This window comes from Actinoplanes sp. CA-015351 (genome assembly GCF_050955685.1).
GTDB lineage: Bacteria > Actinomycetota > Actinomycetes > Mycobacteriales > Micromonosporaceae > Actinoplanes.
This window is the reverse complement of record NZ_CP192102.1, coordinates 290,637-315,277: the sequence shown is the minus strand read 5'-3', so window position 1 is coordinate 315,277 and position 24,641 is coordinate 290,637. Positions and strand designations below refer to the sequence as shown.

Genomic DNA, 24,641 nt, shown 5'->3' with positions numbered 1-24,641 from the left:
CACACCGACCGCACCCGGACGGTGGACGAGACCTCCGGGCGCATTCCCCGGATCGCGGGGAGCGAGCGATCAGGCCCGCGGACGCGGACCAGCAGTAGCTGACAACTCGCGTACTGTATAGGGCCGATATGGCGATCGTCACACCTGCGCACAGCCGTGTCGCGATGATGTTTGCCGCTGTGCTAGCGCCGCGGCGAGCGCGTATTGGGACCGGTTGATCTTTTTCCGCTGGTGGCGCCGCCTTTTCGGGTCAGCGGCGGGTGACGGGCCAGACCATGCGGACCTCGGTGCCCGGGCCATCGTCCACCGGCCGCACCTGAAGGTCATCGACAAATCCGGCGAGCAGCGCGAAACCGACACCGGTCGTCAGGGCGTCGTCGGTCAGCGACTCGTCGGCGAGCTCGTCCGGGGGCAGCTTCGTCAGCCCCACGCTCGCCTCGATCGGCGCATGGTCGATGACCCGGACCGTGTACGAGTCCGAGTCGGACATCTCCACGGTGACCAGCTCGGTGAGGCCGTACTGACGATGCAGGGTCACCGCGCGGGTGCACGCCTCACCGATCGCCAGCCGGACCTCGTCGAGCAACTCCTCGGCGACACCGGCCCGGCGTGCGACCGCGACACCGACCAGCCTCGCGGTGCGCACGTGCACCGGAGCCGGCGAGAAGGAGAGCCGAACCGTCGCCATCACGAAACAGGACCGCTGCCGTCGCGCTCGGTGGCAGCCTCGACAGTCGGGAAGATCGGGAAAACCTGATCAAGCGCGGTGATCCGGAAAATCTTGAGGAGTGGCTCCTTCGCGCAGACGAGACCGAAGGTCCCGTGCGCCGTACGCAGCCTCTTCAGGGCGCCGACCAGCACGCCGAGCCCGGTCGAATCGAGGAATTCGACCCGTTCCAGGTCGACGACCACGTCACGCGCACCCGCGTCGACCAGCTCGATCAGCCGCTCACGCAGCCGAGGAGCGGTGTAAACGTCGACCTCGCCACCGACCTCGAGCACGGTGTGGCCCGCGACGGTACGGTCCGCCAGCGACAGCTCCATCGGTCCTCCTCCCTGATCTCCCCCGCGAAATCTAACCACCGACGGGTTGCGGGCGACGCGTGGCACCCACCGTCCCTACCCGTTTGAGGTTCGGGGCATACCGGTGTCACAGTGCAATGCGTGACCTCCACCGCCTTCGGTCCCGCTGAGCTGCTGCATCGGCTGCGAGCTCGCGGCACCGCTGAGGCGTCGCCGATCACACACGTGGAACGGGTGCCACCCAGATCAGGACGACAGGCGCCGTGGCCCACTTGGACCGATCCCTCGGTGCGCGACGCGTTCGCCGCCGCCGGGATCCTCGCTCCGTGGGAGCATCAGGCGTCCGCCGCTACCCTCGCCTGGGAGGGCAAGCACGTCGTGCTGGCCACCGGCACCGCGTCGGGCAAATCCCTCGCGTACCAGCTGCCGGCTCTCAGCGCGCTCGCCACGGACCCTAAGGCGACCGTGCTCTATCTGTCACCTACCAAAGCGCTCGCAGCGGACCAATTACGCGCCGTCGCCCGCCTCGGACTCGACGGAGTGCGCCCCGCGACCTTCGACGGGGACACGCCGCGCGAGGAACGCGAATGGGTCCGCCAGCACGCGCGCTTCGTGCTGACCAACCCCGACATGCTGCATCACTCCTTGCTGCCCGGTCACGCTCGGTGGGGGGTCTTTCTCAGGCGCCTTTCGTACGTGGTAATCGACGAGTGCCACACCTACCGCGGTGTTTTCGGCTCGCACGTGGCCCATGTTCTGCGTCGTCTTCGGCGGGCGGCGGCGCGTTATGGGTCCGCTCCCACGTTCGTCCTGGCCTCGGCCACGTCGGGCGATCCGGCCGGCGCGGCATCCCGGCTGACCGGGCTACCGGTGACAGAGGTCACAGAGGACACGTCGCCCCGTGGTGGAGTGACGTTCGCATTGTGGGAGCCGCCGCTGCTCCCGCAGTCCACGCTGTCGGTGCCGGCCCAGTCGGTGCCGGCCCAGTCGGTGTCTCCGGTCTCGTCCGGTTCTGATGATTCGCCGGACCCTGCCGATGCCGAGTCGCTTCTTGTCGATGCCGAGTCGCTTTCTGTCGATGCCGAGTCGCTTTTTGTCGATGTCGAGTTGCCGCCGATTCGGCGGTCGGCGCTGCGGGAGACCGCGGATCTGCTGACCGACGCGATCGTGGCCGGTACTCGTACCCTCGCTTTCATCCGATCTCGGCGTGGCGCCGAGGTGGTCGCCTCGATGACCAGGCGCGCCCTCGACGAGGCGGTGCCCGGCCTTGGCGAGCGGGTCGCCGCCTATCGCGCCGGCTACCTGCGGGAGGACCGGCGGGCGATCGAGCGCGCACTGCTCTCCGGCGAGCTGCTCGGCCTGGCCTCGACGAACGCCCTCGAACTCGGCGTCGACCTGGTCGGCCTGGACGCCGTGCTGATCTGCGGATATCCCGGCACCCGCGCGTCGCTCTGGCAGCAGGCCGGCCGGGCCGGGCGGGCCGGCGGCGAGGCCCTCGCGGTGCTGATCGCCCGGGACGACCCGCTCGACACGTACCTGGTGCACCATCCGGAAGCGGTCTTCGGCCGTCCCGTCGAGGCGACCGTGCTCGACCCGGCCAACCCCTATGTTCTGGGCCCGCAACTCTGCTGCGCCGCGTCCGAGGCGCCGATAACCGAGAGCGACCTGGAGCTGTTCGGCGGCCCGGCCGCGGCTGCCGCGGTTCAGGCGCTGGTCGAGGAAGGCGCCCTGCGACGCCGGCCGTCCGGCTTTTACTGGACCCATCGAGGCCGGCCCGACGTGGACCTGCGCGGCACCGGCGGCGCACCGGTATCCGTCGTCGAGTCGTCGACCGGCCGCCTGCTCGGCACGGTCGACCAGGGCTCCTCGCACGCGATGCTGCACACCGGGGCGGTCCACCTGCACCAGGGCGTTTCGTACATTGTCGACGAGCTGGACCTGGACGACGCGATCGCCCTGGTCCACCAGGAGGAACCGGACTGGTCCACCCACGCCCGCGACGTCACGAACCTGTCCGTGGTGAACGTCCGCTCGTACGTGGACGCCGGACCGGTCGGGCTCTTCCTCGGCGAGGTGGACGTGACCAACCAGGTGGTGTCGTACCAGAGGCGTCGCATCGGCACCGGCGAGGTGATCGACACTCGGCCGCTCGATCTGCCGGTGCGCGAGCTGCGTACCGTGGCGGTCTGGTTCACGATCTCACCGGAAGCCCTGGTCAGGGCCGGTGTGGAACCGTCCGACTTCCCGGGCGCCCTGCACGCGGCCGAGCACGCCGGCATCGGCCTGCTGCCGCTGATCGCCACATGCGACCGCTGGGACATCGGCGGCCTGTCGACAGCCGGCCACGCGGACACGGAGGCCCCGACGGTCTTCGTCTACGACGGGCATCCGGGCGGGGCGGGGTTCGCGGAGCGCGCGTACGCGGTCGCTTCAGAATGGTTGCAAGCCACCCGCGAGGCGATCGCAGCGTGCGTCTGCGAGGCGGGCTGCCCAGCTTGCGTCCAGTCCCCCAAATGCGGCAACGGCAACAACCCCCTGGACAAGGACGCAGCCGTAAAAGTCCTGGACACGGTGCTGGTCGCCCTAAACCCCCACCTCTAACCCACCGCCCGCCCCGCCCCGGCGCCCGCCGCCCGCTCGCTCGCTGCCCACCGCACGTCGCCCGCCGCCCGCTCGCCGCACGCCGCGCGTCCGCCCGCACCTCGCCCGCCCGCTCGCCGCCCGCACGTCGCAAGCCGCCCGTCCGCTCGCCGCTCGCCGCCCGCCGCTCGCCGCTCGCCGCTCGCCGCCCGCCGCCCGCCGCCCGCCGCCCGCCGATCTTGAGCGATTCTCGACCGCCCGGAGTCTTCTTCTTGGTTTGTTGGGATGTGGTTGTCAAGTTTTAGTTCGGGTGGTTTTCCGGAGGTATTTGGTGGCGTTGTAGGCGGTGGTGATGGCGATGACTTCGGTGTGGGCGGCGTCGCCGCGGGAGTGTAGGCGCCGGTCGGTGCGGAGCAGGTGCGCGAAGACGGGTTCGATCATCGGGCTGCGGCGGGTGTAGAGCTGCTGGTCGGTGTCGCTGTCTTTGCTGGTCACGCCAGTTAGTGGGATGCCGGTGATGGTCGCGGGTACTGCGGGGGCGAGGAAAGCGCCGTCGGCGAGGTGGTGGCCGAAGGGCTCGATGATCCCGGCTTGGCGGCAGGTGCCGGCAGCGGCGGTGAGGTTGGGCAGCAGCCCGTGGGCGTCGTTGCCGTGTTGCGACAGCAGCCCGGCGATGATGAACTGTCCGCTGATCACGGTGATGGTCAGTAGCCAGCCGAGAATCCAGGCGGGTGTGTTCGCTTTGCCTTTCAGGATCCGGGCGGACCGGTCGGTGAGGTTGGCCCGGGCGGCCGGGCCGTCGCGAGCGGTACCGGAGCCGGCCTGGGCTTGAGTGAGCCGGCTCCGAGCCCGGGCCAGAGCCTGCTGCTTGCCGCGGATACGGATGTGCTGCTCGGGCAGACACGGCGGCCCGCCGCGCGGCGGCTGCCCGGCGGCGGCTCGCGCTTGATAGGTGTCGTACTTGTCCTGCTGGCGGCGGGTCATCTCGGCCAGTTCAGCGGTATGCCGATCGACGCGGGCCTGCCAACGGGTGATCTGCTCGTCATGTCGTGCGGCCGCCGGCCGTCCGCGTTCGCGGGCCTCGGCCTCGGCCTGTTCCAGACGCCGTAACCGGACCAGCAGCAACTGCTCCGCGCGGATCATCTCTGCGTAGCCGTGCTCGAGGAACCTCGCCAGATCAGGATCGTCGAGCATGTCCTGACGGCGTTGCTGCAACCCGGCCAGCTCACGACGCGCCGCGTCGATACGGGTAGTGATCAGCGGGGCCGTCATCGTCTTCGACAACGCGGCCGGCGCGATCACCGGAGTGCTATCCGTCGCGGTCACCGATACATCGACCAGTCCCGCCTGACCAGAGACCCTGATCAGCGAGTCCGCGACCGTCTGCCAGCCCCGGCGATGACCTTGCACGAACCGGCGCAGACACGCCGCCGACGGCACCTGCTCGCGCTGCCACACCACCCGCAACGACGCTTGTTCCCGACACGCCCGGGCCATGTCCTGCGGACTACGCCACTGCCGGCGGTAACACCACCACACCGTGACCAGCATCAACCGCGGGTCATACGGCAACCCGCCCACCCCATCAGCCCGGTAATCCTGCTCGAACCCCGACATGTCAACACGCTGCGCCAACGCGAGAAACCGGAAGATCTCCGGATCCGCCCACCCCCGCACCTGCTCAGACACCGGCTGCTCAGGCCCACGAAAACGACGTCCCATACCTGCCGCTCTACGCCCTCACACCCACCACTTCCCACCCCACCACCCCAACGAGGGACCCGAAACCACCCCAACAAGGCATCGACAACAACCCCACCAGCCCTCAAGAAGAAGACTCCCCGGTGTGCAAAATCGCTCAAGATCGTGTGGGCGCTCGCTCGGCTCCCCGCCAGCCCCCGCCCCGCCAGCCCCAGCCAGGCAGGGCAGGCAGGCAGGCAGGCAGGCAGGCAGCCCGATCTTAAGAGAGTTCTAGCGATGAGGGTCGTGGCCGGCGGTGAAGGCGTTGAAGCAGGCGAATCTTGTGAGTCTCTGGCTGGCGCGGCGGCACAAACTCACAAGATTCGGCGAGTTGCCGCAGGCAGCGCCTCACCGTGTGCCAGCCATCCGCCAATATGGTGAGTTTGTGGTCGGCCAGGCGGCGCAAACTCACAAGATCGGCAGCGCGGGTTCGCCACCGCGCCACCGCGCACCGCGCACCGCGCCGGCCACGCCCTTTCCGCAATCTGAGCGGTCAAGGGCGGTGGGTGCACGCGCAAGCAATCCGCGTGCGCTCACCGCCCCGCCCGGCCAATCTGCGTGGGCGCAGTCCCGCCCGGCCAATCCGCGTGCGCGCAGTGCCTGGCGCAAGCAATCCGCGTGCGCGCAGGGCCCTGGCGCAAGCAATTCGCGTGCGCTCCTTGCCCGTGCTCAGCCGATCGGCGCTCACCGCCCCCGCCACACCGAACCGCGCCCGAACTCGACACAAGAGCCGGAACCGACCGGCCGCGTTGAGTTGAGTTGAGGGGGACTCCGCACCCCGAATCGACACGCTTCGGTGTGCGGTGGTTGCTCAGCCTGGGATGTGGACCGGGCCGGCTCGGGCTGCCGACCTGGCTGTGCCCAGGCGGCCGGTTGGCACCTCTGTGTGGATCACCAGGTCCAGGCCGTCCAGGACGCACGAGGTCATCCGGGCGTGGTTGAGCGCGACTATTCGGGCGGCCTCGTGGCATGCCGGCTCAGTGCCCAGAACTGCCTTTTGAGCACCCGCCAGGGCACCTAGATCGGCAGCGTTGCGAGCTTCGCGGCGGGCTACCTGGGCGGTTCCCACGGTTGCTGCGGCCAGGCCGGCGGTGAGCAGGACCAGTCCGAACGCCAGCACCAGAATCGACGCGGCACCCCGATCACGGTGGGCGGTCACCACGGGACCTGGGCGGGCTCTCGGGCGGCGTGGGACTCCGCCTGCACGGTCAGGCCTGGTAGGTGGCCGCCTGGTGTGCGTACCCGGGAAATGACCACCACCGTGACCGTCTCCGCGTCGCCTGACACCCGGATGGTTGCGTCTGGCGGAGCCAGGCGCTCGGCCTGCGCCGAGGTCTCGCCTCGGGCGGCTGCCACGGCTGCTTCCCGGGCCGCGTCCAGGCAGCGGGCCTGGTCCATCACCGCGACCACGGCGGTGAGGCCCGCGTAGAACAGCAGCAGGAGCGCCGGCAGCCCGGCCGCGAGTTCAGCGGTGAAGGAACCCCGGTCACGGCCGGGCGGCCGCGTCACCAAGGAACTACGGCCAGGGTGCCGCGCCACCGAGGAACCGCGGCCGGGCCGCCGGCGCTGTCTCACTTCAGTGCCCGGCCGATGATGCCGGTCAGTGCCTGTTGCACTGCCGGGCTGGATACCACCTTGAGCAGGATGCCGGCGAAAGCCACCGCGGCCAGGGTGCCTACGGCGTATTCGGCGGTGCTCATTCCGGCGTCGCCGGCCTCCGCCTGAAGCCGCCGGAAACGGGTGACGAGGTTGTGCACGTGGATCCTCCTCGGGTAGGCGGCACGGCGCCGTTGCCGTGCCGGTCAACAAACGGCGCGGCGGAATGCCGTGCCGGGTCTCAAAGTGCTCAGAGCACGTCGCCCAGCACCGCCACCAGGACCGGGACCAGACCGGCCAGCAGGAACGCCGGCAGGAAGCACAGACCCAGCGGCAGCACGATCAGGACGCCGGCGCGCTGGGCGGCTGCCTCCGCCGCCACCGTGCGGTCGGAGCGCAGGTCGACGGCGAGGCGTTCCAACGCTCCGGCGAGTGCTCCGCCGCTGGCGCTGGAGCGGACCGCGGCCGCTACCAGCCGTTCCGCACCGGACACGTCGCTGAGGCAGGACCAGGCCTCGGGCGAGCTCGCACCCAGGCGCAGTGATCGGGACACGCGTTCCAGCCGGGTGCCTAGCGGACCGCCCAGTGCGTCTGCCACCGCCGCCGCTGCTCTGTCCACCGGTGCACCGGCACGCAGGGCCGCTGCCAGCAGGTCCGCGCCAAGGGGGAGGTCCGCGAGCGCTCGCTGCCGCTCACGCCGCGAGCCGGGAGATTCCCGGCGCCGCAGCGCGCGTTCCGCTCCGAGTGCCGCCAACAGGCCCATGGGTACGCCCCAAGCGTTCCCGATGAACACCAGAACCCCGAGTCCGGCCAGCACCGACAGCAGCATCCGGGAACGACGGCCGTCCCCAGCCGGTTTCGCGGCCGTGGCGCTGACCCGCCGCAGCCGCCGCCCCGCCCCGGCTCTCGGCAGCACCAGAAGTACGACAGCGAGGAGCACGCAGCCCGCCACGATCCCGATCACGGCGGTGGCCCGTCGACGAGACGTTGGGACCAGCGCAGGCCACCGGCTTGGAGCAGCACCGCGACCAGCGCGCAGCCGGCGCCGATCGGGGTGTGCAGAAGGACGTCGAGCGGGTCCGCCCCGATCACGTAACCCAGCACGATCCCGCCCACCGGCAGCACGGCCAGCAGAAACGCTGTCGCCTGGGCACCGGCCGCCTGGGCCGCCGCACCGGCGACAGCCCGGTCAGCCGCCCGGGCGTCCGCCTCGATCCGGTCGAGCAGGTCGGCGGCCGGTGCCCCGGTCTGCTCGGCGAGCCGCCACACCGCCGCTACAAGCTCCCGAACCCGCCCACCACCGCTGTCGACCGGACTGCCGGATGCTGCGGCTGGTGGCAGGCCGGCTCGCAGGTCGGCTACCAGGGCGCACAGGCCGTCGAGTTCGGCTGCCCGGGCGGCGGCGGACTGCTTCCGGCGCGCGCGGCGCAGCCATTCGTCGGCGGCCAGCACGGCGTAGACGGCCGCTATCAGGGCTCCGACCGGGCCGCCGAAGAGCAGGCCGGCCGCTGCTGCCGACGCCGCCGCGCTCAGCGCCACCTTCCAGGGTGGTCCGGTGACGAGGCGGGCGGCTGTTTCGCGTACGCCGGGAAGGGTTGGAGCGCGACGGCGTCCTGCGAGCCTGACGCGCGCGGCGGGTCGCGGACCCAGGACCACGGCGGCCGCAGCGAGCAGGAGGGCCGCCGCCAGCATGCCGTTCATCCGGAACGGCCGTGGAGAGCGGGTGGGACCTCGACGCCTCGTTCGGTGAGCATGCGGGCCAGGACGGCGGCTCCAGGGGCGGGTGAGCCCGTCCAGGCCGGCAGGACCGAGATCAGGCGGGACTCCCCCGACGGCACGAGAACGCTTATCGATTCCAGGACCCGGCCGCGGGCGGTGCGCCGCACCTGAAGGATCACCTGGAGCGCGGCCAGCACCTGCGCGTGCAGGGCGGCCCGGGGCAGGCCGCTCAGCATGCCGAGCGCCTCCAGCCTGGCCGGTACGTCGCCGGGCGCGTTGGCGTGCAGCGTGCCTGCGCCGCCGTCGTGGCCGGTGTTCAGCGCGGCCAGCAGGTCGGCAACCTCGGCGCCACGGCACTCGCCGATCACCAGGCGGTCCGGGCGCATTCGCAGCGCCTGGCGTACCAGGTCGGTGAGGCCGACCGCGCCGGCGCCCTCGACGTTTGCGGTGCGTGCCTGGAGCGCGACCACGTGCGGGTGCACCGGGCGCAGCTCGGCCGCGTCCTCGACCAGGACGATCCGTTCGGCCGGCGGCACCAGGCCCAGCAGCGTCGCGAGCAGGGTGGTCTTGCCGCTACCGGTGCCGCCGGTCACCAGGTACGCCAGACGCGCCTGGACCACCGCCTCCAGCACCGGCGCGGCGGCCGCCGGGACCGTGCCGTGCCGGACCAGGTCGGCAAGGCTGAACGGGCGCTGCCGGAAGGTACGCAACGACAGGTACGGCCCGCCAACCGCGATCGGCGGGAGCACCGCGTGCAGGCGGGTGCCGTCCGGGAGGCGGGCGTCCGCGTACGGCTGCCCGTCGTCGAGTCTGCGGCCACAGGCGGCGACGAGGCGCTGGGCGAGACGGCGTACCTCGTCCGGGCCGCTCAGCCGGATGGCGGCGCGTTGCAGGCCGGCGCCCCGGTCGACCCAGACCTGCGCCTCGTTCACCAGGACGTCGGTGACCTCGGGGTCGGCGAGCAGGGGTGCCAGCGGGCCGGCGCCGAGCAGCTCGTCACGGACCTGGTCGGCGAGGCGCAGCACGGCGGTGTCGCCGAGGGCGCCGTTCTCCCTGCGTACGGCATTGACCACGGCGGCCGGTGTGGCTTCGACGCCGTCGTAGGCGAACTGCCGTCGAACCCGGGTGCTCAGCACGCTCATGCCGGTGCCGCCGTGCTGGTACGCGTACCCATGAGGTCGTCGACAAGCCGGCGGCAGAGGTCGGAGAGTGGGCCTTTGCCATCCGCGCATGGCGCGGTGCCGTTCTCCACTGCCTGGCACATGGCGGGTTCGGGGCGCAGCGTGCCGGCCAGAGGCAGGCCCAGGGCCGTGGCGACCTCCCGGGCCCGCAGCTTGCCAGGCGCCGGGCCACGCACCACCACCGCGACGTCCTCGCAGTGCATCCGGATCGTGGCCGCGGTACGCGCAGCCGAAGCCGCCGCCCGCAGCTCCGCCGGCACCACGAGCAACGTCCGATCGGCGGCCTGCAACGCCAGCACCGCGGCGTCGTCGAGTTGCCGGGGCAGATCGGCCACGATCACGTCGCGACCGCGCCGGGCCGCGTCCAGCGTCGCCGCCATCGCCTCGGCCGGAACACCCGGCAGCTGCTCCCGGTCGAACGAGAGCAGCACCAGGTCACCGCGCCGGGGTAGCGCACCGAGCAGAGCCGGCGGATCAACCCGCCCGTCGGCGCCACTGAGACCGGGCCAGCGCAGCCCGGTCATGTCCTCCCAGCCGAGCAGCAGATCGAGCCCACCGCCGAGCGGGTCCGCGTCGACGAGCAGGGTCCGATGCCCGAACCGCACGGCCGTGGTTGCCAGCCCGGCCGCCAGGATGCTCGCGCCGGCGCCGCCTCGCCCGCCGATGACCGCGATGGTGCGCGAGGCAGGTCCTGGCTCCGGCCGCTCGCTGAACTGCTCCACCACCCAGGTCTCGGCGGTCGGCAGCACCGCGACGTGTTCGGCGCCGAGCGGTTCGGCGATCTGCCAGGTGGTGGCGTCCATGTCGGAGTGCCGGCCGACCACGATCACCCGCCGGCGGCGCGGCAGCCGGGCCCGTACGCACGCGGCCACCTGATCGGAGCCGACCATGACGAGGGAGGCACCGGGATATCGGGCGCGGGCGGCGGCCGGATCGGGTGCGACGTCGACCTCGGTGCCACCGGCGGCGGCGAGCCGGAGCAGGTCGTCGAGCAACTCGTGGTCGGCGGTTACGACCAGGGGACGGCGAGGGCCAGGCATGGCGAGCCTCCAGCTTCGACGGCGGCGTTCGGGCGACCACCGTCGCGGGCCGGGTCCGGACCGGACAACCGGCCGCGGCCTGCCTGTGGATAACTTTGGATCCTGTGGATAACTCCGGTCGTCTCAGGCCGATCTGGTAGGCGAGTGTGATCCTGCGCCGGTTGGGTATCGTGGTGCCGACTCGGAACGATGGAGCTGGCATGAACAACTCGATCCGGATCACGCTCGCCGATGACGGGACTGTCACCGTCTCTGTGCTGGGAGAGATCGATTTCTCCAGCTCCGACGACGTGGCCCAGGGAATTCGCGACGCCCTCGTCGACTGGTCGCCGTCCGCGGTGCGGGTGGACCTGGCTGAGGCGACGTTCGTCGACTCGACCGGCCTGGGCGCCCTGATCGAGGGTTACCGGGACGCCACCGATCGAGGGATCTCGTTCGCCGTGGCCAATCCGACCGACAACTTCCGCCGGGTTCTGAACGTGACAGGCCTCTCCGACTTCTTCGGCCTGATCGACGCGGACGCTGCCGCGACCTCGCCGGAAATATCCGAACCCCGCCAGGCACAGGGCGCCTAGCAGCGGAAAGGGAACGACCCCCGTCGGGGGAGACGGGGGCCGTCCTTGGATTCGGCTCCGGGGGGGTCGAGCCGAATCGACTCGGTGATCGCGGGGGGCGCAATCACCGAGGGCCAGCGGATCCGCTCACTGGACGCGTCCGTAACAACACGCTTCACAGTGGCGAACACAAGTCTGCCTCAGACTCAGCCGATCCGTCGAGTACCGAATGTGACCCGATGCGACGCTCCCTACCCGTCTGACCGTTTTCACAGCGCGTCACCGAGGGATGCCGGATCAACCGGCGCGGGTGCGGTACGACTACAATTTCGGCCCGTGGGCCCGAGCGCCGCCTTTTTCGACCTCGACAAGACCGTCATCGCCAAGTCCAGCGCATTGGCCTTCGGACGGCCTTTCTATCGTGACGGCCTGATCAGCCGCCGTGACGTCGTCAAGTCCGGTTATGCGCAGCTGATGTTCCGCCTCGGTGGTGGCACCGACGAGCAGGCCATGGCACGCACTCGCGACTACATGGCCGCCCTGAGCAAGGGCTGGCGTGTCGAGCAGGTGCAGCAGATCGTCGCCGAGACGCTGAACGACCTCATCAATCCGTACGTTTACGCCGAGGCCGCCGTGCTGATCGCCGAGCACCAGGCGGCCGGCCGTGACGTGGTCCTGGTCTCCGCCTCCGGTGACGAGATGGTCCGCCCGATCGGCGCGCTGCTCGGCATCACCGACATCATCGCGACGCGGATGTCGATCGTCGACGGGCTCTACAGCGGCGCTGTCGAGTTCTACTCGGCCGGGCCCAACAAGGTCGTCGGCGTCAAGGAGCTCGCCGAGTCCCGTGGTTACGACCTGGCCGAGTGTTTCGCGTACTCGGACTCCAGCAGTGACCTGCCGTTGCTGGAGGCGGTGGGCCATCCCAGCGCCGTCAACCCGGACCGGGCTCTGCGCCGGGTCGCCACCGAGCGGGCCTGGCCGATCCTGGAGTTCCGCAACCCCGTGCCGCTGGGCAAACGCCTCCGCGACCGCCCCGCGGTGCCGGTGGCAGCGGCCGCTCTCGGCGTCGGTGTCGGCGTCGCGATCGGCTTCGCGATCTATGGGCGCCACCGGCGTACTCGTGCCGCAGTGGCGTAATGACCAGCGCAAATGCCTTTGGTCTGAGTAATCCGGCATACCTGGCGATCATGCGGCAAAGGGCGTAGAAAGAAGTCGCGGTCCCGTGCGAACGGGAACCGTGCACGGCCACCGGGAACCCACGCGCGATCAGCCACGGCAGGCACGTTGCGGCGGGACCTCCGCCCTCGCGAGAGGGTGTCAGGACTGTCGACAACGACCCAGGTGCACGCTTGTTAACCCGGTCCGGACGTGTACAGCCGGCGCCCCTTGCGGGACGCCGGCTCTTAATTTTTAGACCGACGCCAGCACGCTGTCGCCGATCACGGTGATCTGCTCGCCGCCGACGGTGATCGCCGAGGCGTAATGCCGCAGCCACGACCGCACACCGTCCGGCGTGCCCGTCGCGTACGCACCGGCCGAGCCCTGATATTCCGGCTCGCGCTCCAGGTGCCCGGCCTCGACGCCGACCAGGCCGCGCGGGTCGAAACCCCGGCCGATCAGCGTGAGGCGGGCCGCCGCCCGGGCCACGACACCGGCCGGCCCGGCGAACGGCCGCAGCGTGATCAGCTCGGCGTGCACGATGGCGGCGAGCAGCAGCGGCGGCGTCTCCTCGTTGCCGGCGACCAGCCCGGCGAGCGCGTCGACACGGTCCGCGCCGGAGGTGAGGCGGCCGAGGTCGTGGTCGTGCACGACACCACGAGCGGCGAGCACGTGCAGCTTCGCAAGAACCTGGCGCGGCGCGCGGGGCCAGAGGTCGACGAGACCGCCGAGCGCCCCGGCGACCCGCAGGGAACCCTGCACGACCGGGTCGGTGACGGTTCCGCCGCGTACCTCTTCCAGGTCGTAGCTATTGCCTTCGAGGGCCGCGCTGGCGACGGCGGCGCGCAGGCTCGACTCGGCCGCGACCTGACCGCCGTGCCGGCGGAGTGCGCGGTGCCGCATCGCGGTGTCGACGGTGTCGCGGGCTTCCGCGAAGGCGGGCGCGACGTCGGCGAGGTCGAGCAACGGAGCTAGTGGATCCACACGCACACGGTAACCGGCGAAACCAGCGGAAACATGGGGTGCACAAATGAGCGTGGAAATGGCAAGATTCGCGCAGAAGCGATCAACGCGTGGCCGGTTGGCGCGCAAACGGCACCGCCGGGCGCGTTCCGCCTCGCAACCCTTCGCCGGGCCATCCGGCAGAACTAGTGTGCAACGAAGAGACCCCCGGTCAAGGCAGAGGAGAGCCGCCCTCATGAGCGAGACCCTGGAGAATTTGTCCTCGGAGACGCGGCAGTTCCCGCCGCCCGCCGAACTCGCGGCGAACGCGAACGTCACGGCTGAGGCCTACGAACAGGCAGGCGCCGACCGCCTCGCCTTCTGGGCGACCCAGGCCGAGCGTCTCGTCTGGGCCAAGAAGTGGGACCAGGTGCTGGACTGGTCCAACCCGCCGTTCGCAAAATGGTTCGTCGGCGGCGAGCTGAACATCGCGTACAACTGCGTGGACCGGCACGTCGAGGCCGGCAACGGCGACAAGGTCGCCATCCACTGGGAGGGCGAGCCCGGCGACAGCCGCGCCGTCACGTACTCGGAGCTGTTGACGTCGGTCTCGCAGGCCGCCAACACGCTGACCGAACTCGGGGTCGTCGCCGGCGACCGCGTGATGATCTACCTGCCGATGATTCCGGAAGCCGCGGTGGCGATGCTCGCCTGCGCCCGGATCGGCGCGACGCACAGTGTCGTCTTCGGTGGCTTCTCGGTGGACGCGCTGGCGACCCGGATCCAGGACGCCGCCGCCAAGATCGTGATCACCGCTGACGGCGGTTACCGCCGCGGCAAGCCGTCCGCGCTCAAGCCGACAGTGGATGAGGCGGTGGCGCGGACCGAGAGCATCGAGCACGTGCTGGTGGTCCGCCGCACCGGCCAGGACGTCGCCTGGACCAAGAAGGACAAGTGGTGGCACGAGACCGTCGAGCAGGCTGGCACGACACATGCCGCGCAGCCGTTCGACGCCGAGCACCCGCTCTTCATCCTCTACACCTCGGGCACGACCGGTAAGCCGAAGGGCATCCTGCACACCACGGGCGGGTACCTGACGCAGGCCTCGTACACCCACCACGCGGTCTTCGACCTCAAGCCCGAGACCGACGTGTACTGGTGCACCGCCGACATCGGCTGGGTCACCGGCCACTCGTACATCGTGTACGGACCGCTCTCCAACGGCGCGACCCAGGTGATGTACGAGGGCACGCCGGACACCCCGGACCGCGGCCGCTTCTGGCAGATCGTCGACAAGTACAAGGTGTCGATCCTCTACACCGCGCCGACGCTGATCCGCACCATGATGAAGTGGGGCGACGACATCCCCGCCAAGTACGACCTGTCGTCGCTGCGGGTCCTCGGCAGCGTGGGTGAGCCGATCAACCCCGAGGCCTGGATGTGGTACCGGGAGCACGTCGGCCGCGAGCGCACCCCGATCGTCGACACCTGGTGGCAGACCGAGACCGGCGCCATCATGATCTCCCCGCTGCCCGGTGTCACCGCTACCAAGCCTGGCTCGGCGATGACCGCACTGCCCGGCATCTCTTCCGACGTGGTCGACGACCAGGCGCAGTCGGTGCCGGACGGTGGCGGCGGCTTCCTGGTGCTGCGTGAGCCGTGGCCGTCGATGCTGCGCACGATCTGGGGCGACGACAAGCGGTTCCTGGAGACGTACTGGTCGCGGTTCGGGGCCGGAGCGGGTCAGGGAGACGAGTGGATCTACTTCGCCGGCGACGGCGCGAAGAAGGACAGTGACGGCGCGCTCTGGCTGCTCGGCCGGGTCGACGACGTCATGCTCGTCTCCGGCCACAACATCTCCACCACCGAGGTCGAGTCGGCGCTGGTGTCGCACCCGTCGGTCGCTGAGGCGGCCGTGGTCGGCGCGACCGACCCGACCACCGGCCAGGCGATCGTCGCGTTCACCATCCCGCGCGGCAACGTGGAGACCGAGGGCGCGGCCGGCGAGGCGTTGATCCAGGAGCTGCGCAACCACGTGTCCAAGACGCTCGGCCCGATCGCCAAGCCCCGGCAGATCATGCTCGTCGCCGAGCTGCCGAAGACCCGCTCCGGCAAGATCATGCGACGCCTGCTGCGCGACGTCGCGGAGAAGCGGTCGCTGGGTGACGTCACGACTCTTCAGGACTCGACGGTCATGGATCTGATCTCCTCGGGGATGAACGTCGCCAAGTCCGAAGACTGAAACATCGCCGACATCGCAGGGCCGGTTCTCGCGCCGGCCCTGCGACACAAGGTCACGGCCCGGTCACAACGTCATAGACCGTAGTGACTTTCATCCGGATCGATCGCAGGATCACGGGGATTCGCCCGATCAACCCCTCGGGCGCTGTTCCTTCCGGAGGACCCGTACGTGACACAACAAATCACCTGGGGCCGGCGAACCGTCACCTCAGTCCTCGCGTTCGGCGTTGCCGCCGGCGTGACGACGCTGAGCAGCCCTCTTCCCGCCACGGCGGAACCGGGCACGGGCACGATCCCCGCCGTATCGCAGGAGCCAGCCACCCCCAAGGACTCACCGGCCGAAACGCTGGGCTCGCACGACGCCGATCTGCTGGCGGACGCCGAAGCCCAGAAGAAGCCGCGGGTCACCGTGATCATCGCGACCGACAAGGGCAAGACGGGTGACGTCGTCGCCAAGGTGAAGAGCCTGGGCGGCAGCATCAACCGGCAGTTCGACCAGGTCGGGTACGTCCTGGCGACAGTGCCGACCGCCAAGGTTCTGAACACCGCGAACCTGCCCGGCGTCTCGGCCGTCGACCTCGACGAGACCATCAAGCTGCCCGAGACCGACCTGCCGGCCAGCAAGAACGCTGCCAAGCAGGCCGCGCTCCCGGCCGGCCCGGGTGCCACCACGCCCGCCGACAACCCGTACATGCCCACTGCGGAAACGGGTTCGGTCGACTTCAAGAAGAAGAACTCGACGTACGACGGCCGTGGCGTGACCATCGGCATCATGGACTCCGGTGTGGACCTCGCGCACCCGGCGCTCCAGAAGACCACCACCGGCGAGCGCAAGATCGTCGACTGGGTCACCGCGACCGACCCGGTGGTCGAGAGCGACGGCACCTGGCGGCGCATGCTCGGCTCGGTCTCCGGTCCGACGTTCGCGTACCTCGGCGTCACCTGGACCGCTCCGGCGGGCACGTACCAGGTCAACCGCTTCATCGAGTCGATCACGGCTGCTTCTGAGCCGGCCGGCGACGTGAACCGGGACGGGGACACCACCGACCAGTTCGGCGTCCTCTACGACCCGGTGAGCCACGACATCCGTGTCGACACCAACCAGAACTTCGACTTCACCGACGACGCCGTGATGCGGCCGTACAAGGAGAAGTACGACGTCGGTTACTTCGGCACCGACAACCCGGCGACCGCGGTCGCCGAGCGGATGCCGTTCGTGGTCGAGTACCGCGAGGACGTCTCCCTCGCGCCGTACGGCGACCCGACGCTGCCGGCGACCACCGACTTCGTCAACATCGGCATCGTCGAGGGCATGCACGGTACGCACGTGGCCGGCATCGCCGCGGGTAACGACCTGTTCGGCAACCCCGTCCTCGACGGACAGGCGCCGGGCGCGAAGATCGTCTCCGCGCGGTCCTGCTCGTGGGGCGGCGGCTGCACCGCGGCTTCGCTGACCACCGGCATGATCGACCTCGTGGTGAACCGCCACGTCGACGTGATCAACGTGTCGATCGGTGGCCTGCCCGCGCTGAACGACGGCAACAACGCCCGTGCGCGGCTCTACGACACGCTGATCGACACCTACGGCGTGCAGATCGTGATCTCGGCCGGCAACTCCGGTCCGGGCACCAACACGATCGGCGACCCGTCGGTCGCGACCGACGTGATCAGCTCGGCGGCCAGCATCTCCAAGGAGACCTGGCTCGCCAACTACGGCTCGGTGACCCGCCGGGACCTGCAGCTGTTCAACTTCTCGTCGCGTGGCCCGCGTGAGGACGGCGGCTTCAAGCCGAACATCGCGGCGCCGGGCTCGGCGATCTCCACGGTCCCGACCTGGGAGACCCTCGCCCAGCTGGACACCGTTGCGTACACCCTGCCGCCGGGTTACTCGATGCAGAACGGCACCTCGATGTCGGCGCCGCAGACCACCGGTGGCGTGGCTCTGCTGCTCTCCGCCGCGAAGCAGAACGACCTGGGTGTCACCCCGGCCGGCCTGCGCCGCGCGCTCTACACCACCGCGGACCCGATCAAGGGCGAGAAGGTGCACGCGCAGGGCTACGGCCAGATGGACGTTCCGGCCGCCTGGAAGCTCCTCACCAAGGAGTCGGAGACGCGGGACTACACGTCCTCGGCTCCGGTCTGCACGCCGCTCTCCGAGCAGCTGGCGACTCCGAACCAGGGTCTGGGCATCTACAACCGCTGCGCGGCTGGTGACGGCGGCTACCCGGTCGGCAAGGAGAAGACCGTCACAGTCAAGCTCACCCGTACCAGCGGCCCGAACAAGACCGTGAAGCACAACCTGCGCTGGCTGGGCGACACCAAGGTGTTCTCCTCGGCCGGTTCGGTCGACCTGCCGCTGAACAAGACCGTCAGCGTCAAGGTCAAGGTCAAGCCCGCTCAGGGCGCGAGCAGCGCGATCCTCAAGGTCGACGACCCGCGTACGCCGGTCATCGACTTCGAGGTGCTCAACACGGTGGTCACCGGCGTCGAGACCAAGAAGCCGGCGTACGCCGAGACCTTCGCGGGTTCGGTCGACCGCAACTCCACCAACTCGTACTTCGTGGTTGTGCCGGAAGGCGCCACGGCGCTGCAGGTGAACCTCGCGGGCATCGCCACCGGCTCGCAGACCCGGTGGATCGCGATCAACCCGTGGGGCGTTCCGGTCGAGTCGACCGCGAGCACCGCTTGCTACACCAACTTCTCCGACGCGGCCGCTTGCAAGCCGCAGGAGCGGTCGTACGAGAACCCGATCCCGGGTATCTGGGAGCTCGAAGTCGAGTCCCGTCGTACGTCGCCGGCGCTGAACAACCCGTACAAGCTGACCGCGAAGATCCAGGGCGTCACCGTCGACCCGGCCACCCAGACGCTCGCCAGCGTCAAGGCCGGTGTGGCGTCGCCGCTGACCTGGACGGTCACGAACAACTTCGGCCCGCTCAACCTCACGGCTCAGGGTGGCCCGCTCGGCAGCGGCTTCAAGGCGCGGCCGACGATCGCCGACCACGAGTCGCAGTACTACGAGGTCGCGGTGCCGGCAGGCGTTCAGCGGCTGAGCGTGTCGATCGGCAACACCAGTGACGCGGCCGCCGACCTGGACCTGGTCCTCTACAACGAGGCCGGTGCGGTCGTCGCGCAGCAGGCGGACGGCGACTCGGAGGAGGCCGTCGCGGTCGCCAACCCGGCCGCCGGCACCTACACGGTCCTGGTGGACGGCTACGCGGTGCCGAGTGGCTCCACGGCGTACGACTACCTGGACGTCTACTACAGCCCGGCTCTGGGTGCGATCACCACGCAGAGCACGCCGTTCTCTCTCGCCAACGGCCAGAGTGCGACGGTCACCGGTTCGGTCACCGCTGCCGCGGTCCCGCCGGCGGGTCGTTCGATGTTCGGCGACGTCTCGATCGTGACGGACGAGGGCGCGGTCGTCGGCCGCGGCTCGGTCGTCGTGACCGCCGTCACCGAGTAATCACCGCAGTTCAGCGAAGGCCCGCCGGGGTTGGCCCCGGCGGGCCTTTTCATGCTCCCAACCCGGAAAGTTGATAGACGTATCTAGATATCTAAATTAGCTTTGCGATCGACAGTTGTCGTGGATACGGGGCCACGCCACCTGGCAGACACGCCTGCGCGGAGCCCTGTGTCCCGCGTCCAGGAGGTGGCGTGTCAACACCAATTGACCTAATACCACTACTACTTGTCACAACGTTCGCCGCGTACGTTCTGCTCAGCGCACGGCGGCGGCCCAGCGGCCCGGTACGGGTCGCCCTCACCGTCGGAGCAGGCCTGTGGATGGGCCTGGTCGCCGGTGCGATGTGGATGGTCAGCCAGGCGACGGCGGCGGCAGTGCTTCCGCCCAAGGCCGGCGCGGCGGTGAGCCCATGTGTCAGCGGGGCACCGACGAAGACGTTCAACGTCTCGCTGATCAATCTGCCGATCTTCCTCAACCGGTTCGGGGACGTGGTCCCCGAGGGCCGGATGTACGTCCTCGACGCCAACATCTCGACGGTCCGGCAGAACTTCAAGTACGCCGCCGACCCGTCCAAGGCGAACGTCAACGACCTGATCGAGCCGCTCACCATCCGCGCCAACAAGGGCGACTGCGTCTCGGTCACGTTCACCAACCGCCTCAACGAAGCGGCGCCGCAACTCGACCGGGCGGTACGCGACTCGGCGATCTACACGCTGCCCGGCGAGATCAAGAAGGCGGCCGGCGCGTCGACGCTCGGTGCCCGCGAGTTCGCACCCGCCCTCACCGCTCCGAAGATCGACTTCGATCCGGCGAAGGCGCCGAACGCGTCGATGCACTTCGAAGGTCTCGACTACGACGTCAAGACCGGAGACGGTACGGCCGTCGGCAACAACCCGGACTCCACTGCTGCTCCCGGCGCGTCGATCACGTACCTGCTGCACGCGCAGGCCGAAGGGGAGTTCCAGTTCAAGGACGGCGCGGACTTCACCTCCGTGTCGACCCAGCCCGGCGGCGCCAAGCAGTACATCGGTTCGCACAGCTTCGGCGCGTTCGGCGCGATCGTCGTCGAGGCGGCCGACGCCACCTGGGTCGACTCGCGTACCGGTGGGGCGATCGCGTCCGGCACGAGAGCGATCATCAAACGGCCGGGCAACAAGGACTTCCGCGAGAACGTGCTCTTCATGCACGACGAGGTGGAGGCCGCACCGGGCATCCTGACGCGGTACTGCCGCACCGGGAACGACGACGATGACGAAGCCGCCGACAACGGCGAGTGCATCGAGCCCACCGCGGCGCAGCTCGCGGTCCTGACCAAGGGCACACTTCCCGGCCTCGGTGGCGGCGACGCGGACGCGATCCTGCAGTACCACGAGCAGATTCCGATCAAGCTCGAGTGGTTCGCGTTCAACTACCGCTCCGAACCGACATTCAACCGGGAGGAGCTCGGCTGCCCCTCGGCCAGCGTGTCCGGCCAGGGTTACGCGGCCAACGAGTGCGTCGGCGAGGAGACCTCGCTGTCGTCCTGGGTGTACGGCGACCCGGGCGGCGGTGACCTGATCTTCCCGAACTACCGGGGCGAGCCGGCCCAGGTCCGGCTCATGCACGCCGCCGAGTACGAGACGCACACCTTCCACTGGCACGTGAACCGGTGGGCGTACGACCCGCTGGACGAGGGCGGGCTGGACGCGATCAGCAGCCCGAACCACATCACCAAGACGACGAACATCCTGGACGTGCAGTCGGTCTCTCCCGGCGCGCACTACGACCTGGTCGTGCAGGGTGGCGCCGGTTCGGCGCACAAGGACAAACAGGCCACCTTCGGCGACATCATCTTCCACTGCCACCTCTACCCACACTTCGCCACCGGGATGTGGGGGCTGAACCGGACCTTCGACAAGCTGGAGGACGGCACCCGGACGAACCCGGACGGTACGCCGATCCCGAGGCTGGAGCCGCTCGCCGACTTCGATTACCAGCCGACCGCCGGCACCGCCCTGGACAAGCCGCCGTCCCCGGACGCGACAAAGGTCGGTTACCCGCATTTCGTACCCGGCAAGTTCGGGTTCAAGGCGCCGAAACCGCCGCTCGGTGTATCCAGCCGTGCCTCGACCGGCGCTTTCCCTCCCACCGCGAAGGAGCAGGCCGCGGCGGACCCGGGAGCGCAGGTGCCGGGCGGGTTCTTCCAGAACCCGTGCCCGACCGGCCGGCCGGTGAAGGAATTCGAGATATCGGCGATCCAGCTCAGCCAGGTCTACAACCCGACGGTCAAGTGGACCAATCCACAATCTCGAATATATGTGCTGAATTCCGACCGGGACGCGGTGCTGGCCGGTAAGAAGCCAGAACCGTTCTCACCGCTTCTCAACGTCGGCGACTGCGTGATCTACAAGCTGACGAACCGGCTGCCACTCGATTACGGCGGGACCACGTTCGACCGGCAGCAGGTGACCAACGAGGTGGGCCTGCACCAGCACATGGTGCAGTTCGACGTGCTCTCCTCGGACGGCGCCGCCAACGGGTGGAATTACGACGAGGGCGCGGACGGAGCGGCCAACGGCAACGGCCAGACCATCACGTACCGCAACTTCGTCCACGAGAACACCTCCACCAACTCGTTCCACGACCACTTCTACGCCAACGTCCACCAGGACGCCGGCCTGTTCGGCGGCGGCACGATCCACGACGCCGGCTGCGTCTTCAAGGATCCGAAGACGAACCTGGACGTCAGGATCGGCACGATCGTCTCGGTGCACTGCACCAGCACCACCGATTACAACGGCGCCGTGACCAGCGGATCCGATTACCGGAACGTCTCCCTCTTCATCGAGGACCACGTTCCGATGTTCAAACCGGCGGACTCCACCACGACCAACGACGATCAGTTCGTCACGAAGGACGGGGTGCCGATCTATCCGGCGAAGTTCCCGTCCAGCAATGACGATTACGGCGTGATGGGCATCAACTATCGATTGGAGCCGTTCGAAGCACGCCGGGACCGAGATCCATCGCAGATATTCTCGGTCCAGCCCCCGGAAGCACAGATCGACGATCCATGGGGCAACCTGCCGTACACACCGACACCCGCGGCGTTCCCAGGTGACCGGGTGAAATGGCGAATATTCCAGCTGTCCCAGGAGGAGTCGCACGGCATCAACATCGATGCCAAGTGGCGACATGAGCCGAAGGACGACGGCTCGAACATAGTCTCGGCTCAACACATCGGGATCCTCGAGTACTTCGAGATGACCGTGAAGTCCACGAAGGAGGGTTACAAGACCTATCCGGTGGACCGGGACGAGCTGTACTACCTCGGCGGCAACGACGACCTCTTCCTCGGCGCCTGGGGCCAGTTGCGGGTCATGCGATGTCAGTACTACGGCGCGGCCGTCGCACCGGGACCGGAGGGCCCACCGCCGCCCCCGGTGACCATCTACCCGCTGCCGGACAACACGGCCAACGCGCTGAACTGCATCAACGAGAAGCCGACCACACCGCCCACGCCGGTCAGCCAGCCGCCGGGCACACCGTGTGCCACCGGAGCGCCGGTCAAGGCGTTCAGCATCGTGGCGATCAACCGGGACATCACCTACAACAAGGCCGGCGACCACGACCCCAACGGCCTGCAGTACGCCCTGGAAGCCGACTGGCTGAACAACACGGTCAAGAACGAACCCCTGGTGATCCGCGCCAACCAGGGTGACTGTGTCGAGGTCACACTGAAGAACAAGCTCGACCCCGCGAAGATGAAACCGAATTGCTTCGAGGGTGTCGAGCCGGGACAGCTGGGTTATCGGTACAGCCACCTCAGCTTCCCGGACTGCCTGGACCAGCCTCCCAAGAACGAGGTGAACGTCCCGGGCTTCCAGCCGCTCAAGGTGAGCAACCGGGTGTCGATCAAGCCACAGCTGACCGATCACTACAGCTTCTCGTCCGGCGTCAACGTCGGTGCGCTGAGCGGTTACGACCGGACGGCCGGCCCCGGTGAGCAGGTCACCTCCCGGTGGTACCTGAACACCGGTCCGGGCATGGCGATGCTGCGGGACATGGCCGACCCGATGCACCACGCAACCCACGGGCTCTACGGCGCCCTGATCATCGAACCGACCGGGTCCACGTACCTCAACCCGGCCACCGGCGCCGCTCTGACCAGCGGAACCAGCGCGGTGATCGCCAACCCGAACGTGCCGGACTTCCGGGAGAACATCGTCCTGATGAACAGCGACCTGGCGCTGTTCCGCAAGGACACCAACGGCAACACCGCCGACGACCAGCCGGTCCCGGACAACCTCGACCTGGTCCAGACGCCGAGCGACGAGGCCGATGACGCCGAGGACCAGGGCGAATTCTCGATCAACTACACGAACGAACCCTGGTCCCATCGGTACGCGACCGACCAGAACATCACGAACATCTTCAGTTCGTACGTGCACGGGGACCCGTCGACACCGACGTTCCAGGCGTACGGCGGGGACAAGACGGTGTTCTACGTCGGACAGGCGACCGGTGACGCGCGGTCGACGAGCTTCGCGTTGCACGACCATCTGTGGCGGCGGGCGCCGAACGACGCCCAGTCGCAGCTGGCGGCCAACCAGGGGCAGTTCAACCCCGGGGTGTCGTACCCCATCGTCCTTGATCCCGCGGTGACCGGTGGCGCCGGAGGGCGTCGCGCCGCGGCCGGGGACTACCTCTACAAGTCGAACACCCTCCAGCGGCATCTGAACAGCGGCCAGTGGGGGATCTTCCGGGTGCACGCGGCCAAGCAGACCGGCTTGATCGCGCTGCCGGACAGGCCGGTGACCTGATGAGCGCGCTGAAGGAGAAGTGGCGATTGCCGGACGATCTCCGGCACGGCAAGCAGAACCGGCCTCCGGCCCGGGTCAGGAAAGGGACGAAGCAGCGGTCCCGGCCGTTCCGGCAGGGCCTGATCCTGGGTGTCTGCATCGGGATGACCGGTGCGCTGCTTGTCGGTGTGGCGGGCTTCCTGCTCACCACACCGCGCACGGCCGCGCCGGTGGCCGAGGCGCCGGCGGAGCAGAATCATGGCGCCGCCGGCGATCCGCAGGCCGCCATCTCGATCGTCAGTGAGCACCTGGGCGACCTCCAGGTGCGGATCGAGGCGAAGGTCAGCTCACCGACCAGTTATGACCCGATCACCAAGGGTCAGGTGGTGGCGTACACCGACATGGTCGCGATGCCGACGGCGCACAAGCAGGGTCCGATCGTGATGGCCGAGATGTCCGGCAAGCCGGGCGTTTACGAGGCCATGACGAACGTGCCGATGGCGGGTGAGTACAACGTCATCGTCGAGGTGAAACTGCCCATGGCATCCACCGCGAACCAGCGGCTGGAGGTGGGCACGGTAACCGCCAAGTGAGGTGAGTTCCCGGGGAGTCCGCTCCCC

18 protein-coding genes are annotated in these 24,641 nt (G+C 69.1%); 7 read left to right on the top strand and 11 right to left on the bottom strand.

Translation table 11 applies throughout. The features are described 5' to 3' along the window. Positions 1 to 250: 250 nt before the first annotated feature. Both ACQP2E_RS01400 and ACQP2E_RS01395 read right to left on the bottom strand, forming a co-directional pair. Complete coding sequence (locus ACQP2E_RS01400) at positions 251 to 691, bottom strand: ATP-binding protein (RefSeq protein WP_111651988.1); 441 nt, start codon at positions 689 to 691, stop codon at positions 251 to 253. After that, positions 688 to 1,044 (bottom strand): STAS domain-containing protein, encoded by a 357-nt coding sequence (locus tag ACQP2E_RS01395; protein ID WP_014440444.1) that lies wholly within the window; start codon positions 1,042 to 1,044, stop codon positions 688 to 690. The genes ACQP2E_RS01400 and ACQP2E_RS01395 overlap by 4 nt, the downstream gene beginning before the upstream one ends. Before the next feature lie 111 nt (positions 1,045 to 1,155). Between ACQP2E_RS01395 and ACQP2E_RS01390 the strand changes: the two genes are divergently transcribed. Beyond that, complete coding sequence (locus ACQP2E_RS01390; protein WP_433828075.1) at positions 1,156 to 3,624, top strand: DEAD/DEAH box helicase; 2,469 nt, start codon at positions 1,156 to 1,158, stop codon at positions 3,622 to 3,624. Between the two features lie 273 nt (positions 3,625 to 3,897). Here ACQP2E_RS01390 and ACQP2E_RS01385 read toward each other — a convergent pair whose 3' ends face one another. From ACQP2E_RS01385 to ssd, 8 genes are all read right to left on the bottom strand, one after another. Next, positions 3,898 to 5,220, bottom strand: a complete 1,323-nt coding sequence (locus tag ACQP2E_RS01385) for a hypothetical protein (RefSeq protein WP_433825281.1) — start codon at positions 5,218 to 5,220, stop codon at positions 3,898 to 3,900. A gap of 934 nt (positions 5,221 to 6,154) precedes the next feature. Then, complete coding sequence (locus ACQP2E_RS01380; protein WP_433828074.1) at positions 6,155 to 6,502, bottom strand: Rv3654c family TadE-like protein; 348 nt, start codon at positions 6,500 to 6,502, stop codon at positions 6,155 to 6,157. Next, positions 6,499 to 6,855, bottom strand: coding sequence for a TadE family type IV pilus minor pilin (locus ACQP2E_RS01375; protein WP_433828073.1), 357 nt, complete (start codon positions 6,853 to 6,855; stop codon positions 6,499 to 6,501). The genes ACQP2E_RS01380 and ACQP2E_RS01375 overlap by 4 nt, the downstream gene beginning before the upstream one ends. Before the next feature lie 59 nt (positions 6,856 to 6,914). After that, entirely contained in the window at positions 6,915 to 7,043 is a 129-nt protein-coding gene (locus ACQP2E_RS01370) for a DUF4244 domain-containing protein (protein ID WP_221402608.1), read from the bottom strand. Positions 7,044 to 7,189: 146 nt separating this feature from the next. Further along, positions 7,190 to 7,903, bottom strand: coding sequence for a type II secretion system F family protein (locus ACQP2E_RS01365; protein ID WP_433828072.1), 714 nt, complete (start codon positions 7,901 to 7,903; stop codon positions 7,190 to 7,192). Beyond that, the gene (locus ACQP2E_RS01360) at positions 7,900 to 8,640 is read right to left on the bottom strand and encodes a type II secretion system F family protein (protein ID WP_433828071.1); all 741 of its coding nucleotides are present in this window, start codon (positions 8,638 to 8,640) and stop codon (positions 7,900 to 7,902) included. Before ACQP2E_RS01360 ends, ACQP2E_RS01365 begins: the two co-directional genes overlap by 4 nt. Then, positions 8,637 to 9,800 carry a TadA family conjugal transfer-associated ATPase gene (locus ACQP2E_RS01355; RefSeq protein ID WP_433828070.1) on the bottom strand — a complete coding sequence of 388 codons (1,164 nt, stop codon included), beginning with the start codon at positions 9,798 to 9,800 and terminating at the stop codon, positions 8,637 to 8,639. The genes ACQP2E_RS01360 and ACQP2E_RS01355 overlap by 4 nt, the downstream gene beginning before the upstream one ends. Then, a complete protein-coding gene (gene ssd / locus ACQP2E_RS01350; RefSeq protein WP_433828069.1) occupies positions 9,797 to 10,879 on the bottom strand; it encodes a septum site-determining protein Ssd in 1,083 nt (360 codons plus the stop codon). The genes ACQP2E_RS01355 and ssd overlap by 4 nt, the downstream gene beginning before the upstream one ends. 200 nt (positions 10,880 to 11,079) lie before the next feature. On the opposite strand from ssd, the gene ACQP2E_RS01345 reads away from it, so the two are divergent. Both ACQP2E_RS01345 and ACQP2E_RS01340 read left to right on the top strand, forming a co-directional pair. Further along, entirely contained in the window at positions 11,080 to 11,454 is a 375-nt protein-coding gene (locus ACQP2E_RS01345) for an STAS domain-containing protein (RefSeq protein WP_433828068.1), read from the top strand. 315 nt (positions 11,455 to 11,769) lie between these two features. Further along, positions 11,770 to 12,573 (top strand): HAD family hydrolase, encoded by an 804-nt coding sequence (locus ACQP2E_RS01340; RefSeq protein WP_433828067.1) that lies wholly within the window; start codon positions 11,770 to 11,772, stop codon positions 12,571 to 12,573. A 273-nt stretch (positions 12,574 to 12,846) separates the two neighbouring features. Here ACQP2E_RS01340 and ACQP2E_RS01335 read toward each other — a convergent pair whose 3' ends face one another. Beyond that, entirely contained in the window at positions 12,847 to 13,584 is a 738-nt protein-coding gene (locus ACQP2E_RS01335) for an oxidoreductase (protein WP_433828066.1), read from the bottom strand. Positions 13,585 to 13,792: 208 nt separating this feature from the next. Between ACQP2E_RS01335 and acs the strand changes: the two genes are divergently transcribed. From acs to ACQP2E_RS01315, 4 genes are all read left to right on the top strand, one after another. Beyond that, positions 13,793 to 15,778 carry an acetate--CoA ligase gene (gene acs / locus ACQP2E_RS01330; RefSeq protein ID WP_433828065.1) on the top strand — a complete coding sequence of 662 codons (1,986 nt, stop codon included), beginning with the start codon at positions 13,793 to 13,795 and terminating at the stop codon, positions 15,776 to 15,778. Between the two features lie 168 nt (positions 15,779 to 15,946). Continuing rightward, on the top strand, positions 15,947 to 19,240 hold the full coding sequence (locus ACQP2E_RS01325; protein WP_433828064.1) for a S8 family serine peptidase: 3,294 nt from the start codon (positions 15,947 to 15,949) through the stop codon (positions 19,238 to 19,240). 191 nt (positions 19,241 to 19,431) lie between these two features. Then, positions 19,432 to 24,042: a hypothetical protein gene (locus ACQP2E_RS01320; RefSeq protein WP_433828063.1), complete on the top strand. Its 4,611-nt coding sequence runs from the start codon at positions 19,432 to 19,434 to the stop codon at positions 24,040 to 24,042. Further along, on the top strand, positions 24,042 to 24,614 hold the full coding sequence (locus tag ACQP2E_RS01315) for a FixH family protein (protein WP_433828062.1): 573 nt from the start codon (positions 24,042 to 24,044) through the stop codon (positions 24,612 to 24,614). The genes ACQP2E_RS01320 and ACQP2E_RS01315 overlap by 1 nt, the downstream gene beginning before the upstream one ends. The last annotated feature ends 27 nt before the right edge of the window (positions 24,615 to 24,641 follow it).

Coding starts and splice junctions, on each gene's coding strand:
- ACQP2E_RS01395 (WP_014440444.1), bottom strand. CDS start 1,044: ATGGAGCTGTCGCTGGCGGACCGTACCGTCGCGGGCCACACCGTGCTC.
- ACQP2E_RS01385 (WP_433825281.1), bottom strand. CDS start 5,220: ATGTCGGGGTTCGAGCAGGATTACCGGGCTGATGGGGTGGGCGGGTTG.
- ACQP2E_RS01370 (WP_221402608.1), bottom strand. CDS start 7,043: ATGAGCACCGCCGAATACGCCGTAGGCACCCTGGCCGCGGTGGCTTTC.
- ACQP2E_RS01360 (WP_433828071.1), bottom strand. CDS start 8,640: ATGAACGGCATGCTGGCGGCGGCCCTCCTGCTCGCTGCGGCCGCCGTG.
- ACQP2E_RS01355 (WP_433828070.1), bottom strand. CDS start 9,800: ATGAGCGTGCTGAGCACCCGGGTTCGACGGCAGTTCGCCTACGACGGC.
- ssd (WP_433828069.1), bottom strand. CDS start 10,879: ATGCCTGGCCCTCGCCGTCCCCTGGTCGTAACCGCCGACCACGAGTTG.
- ACQP2E_RS01345 (WP_433828068.1), top strand. CDS start 11,080: ATGAACAACTCGATCCGGATCACGCTCGCCGATGACGGGACTGTCACC.
- acs (WP_433828065.1), top strand. CDS start 13,793: ATGAGCGAGACCCTGGAGAATTTGTCCTCGGAGACGCGGCAGTTCCCG.
- ACQP2E_RS01315 (WP_433828062.1), top strand. CDS start 24,042: ATGAGCGCGCTGAAGGAGAAGTGGCGATTGCCGGACGATCTCCGGCAC.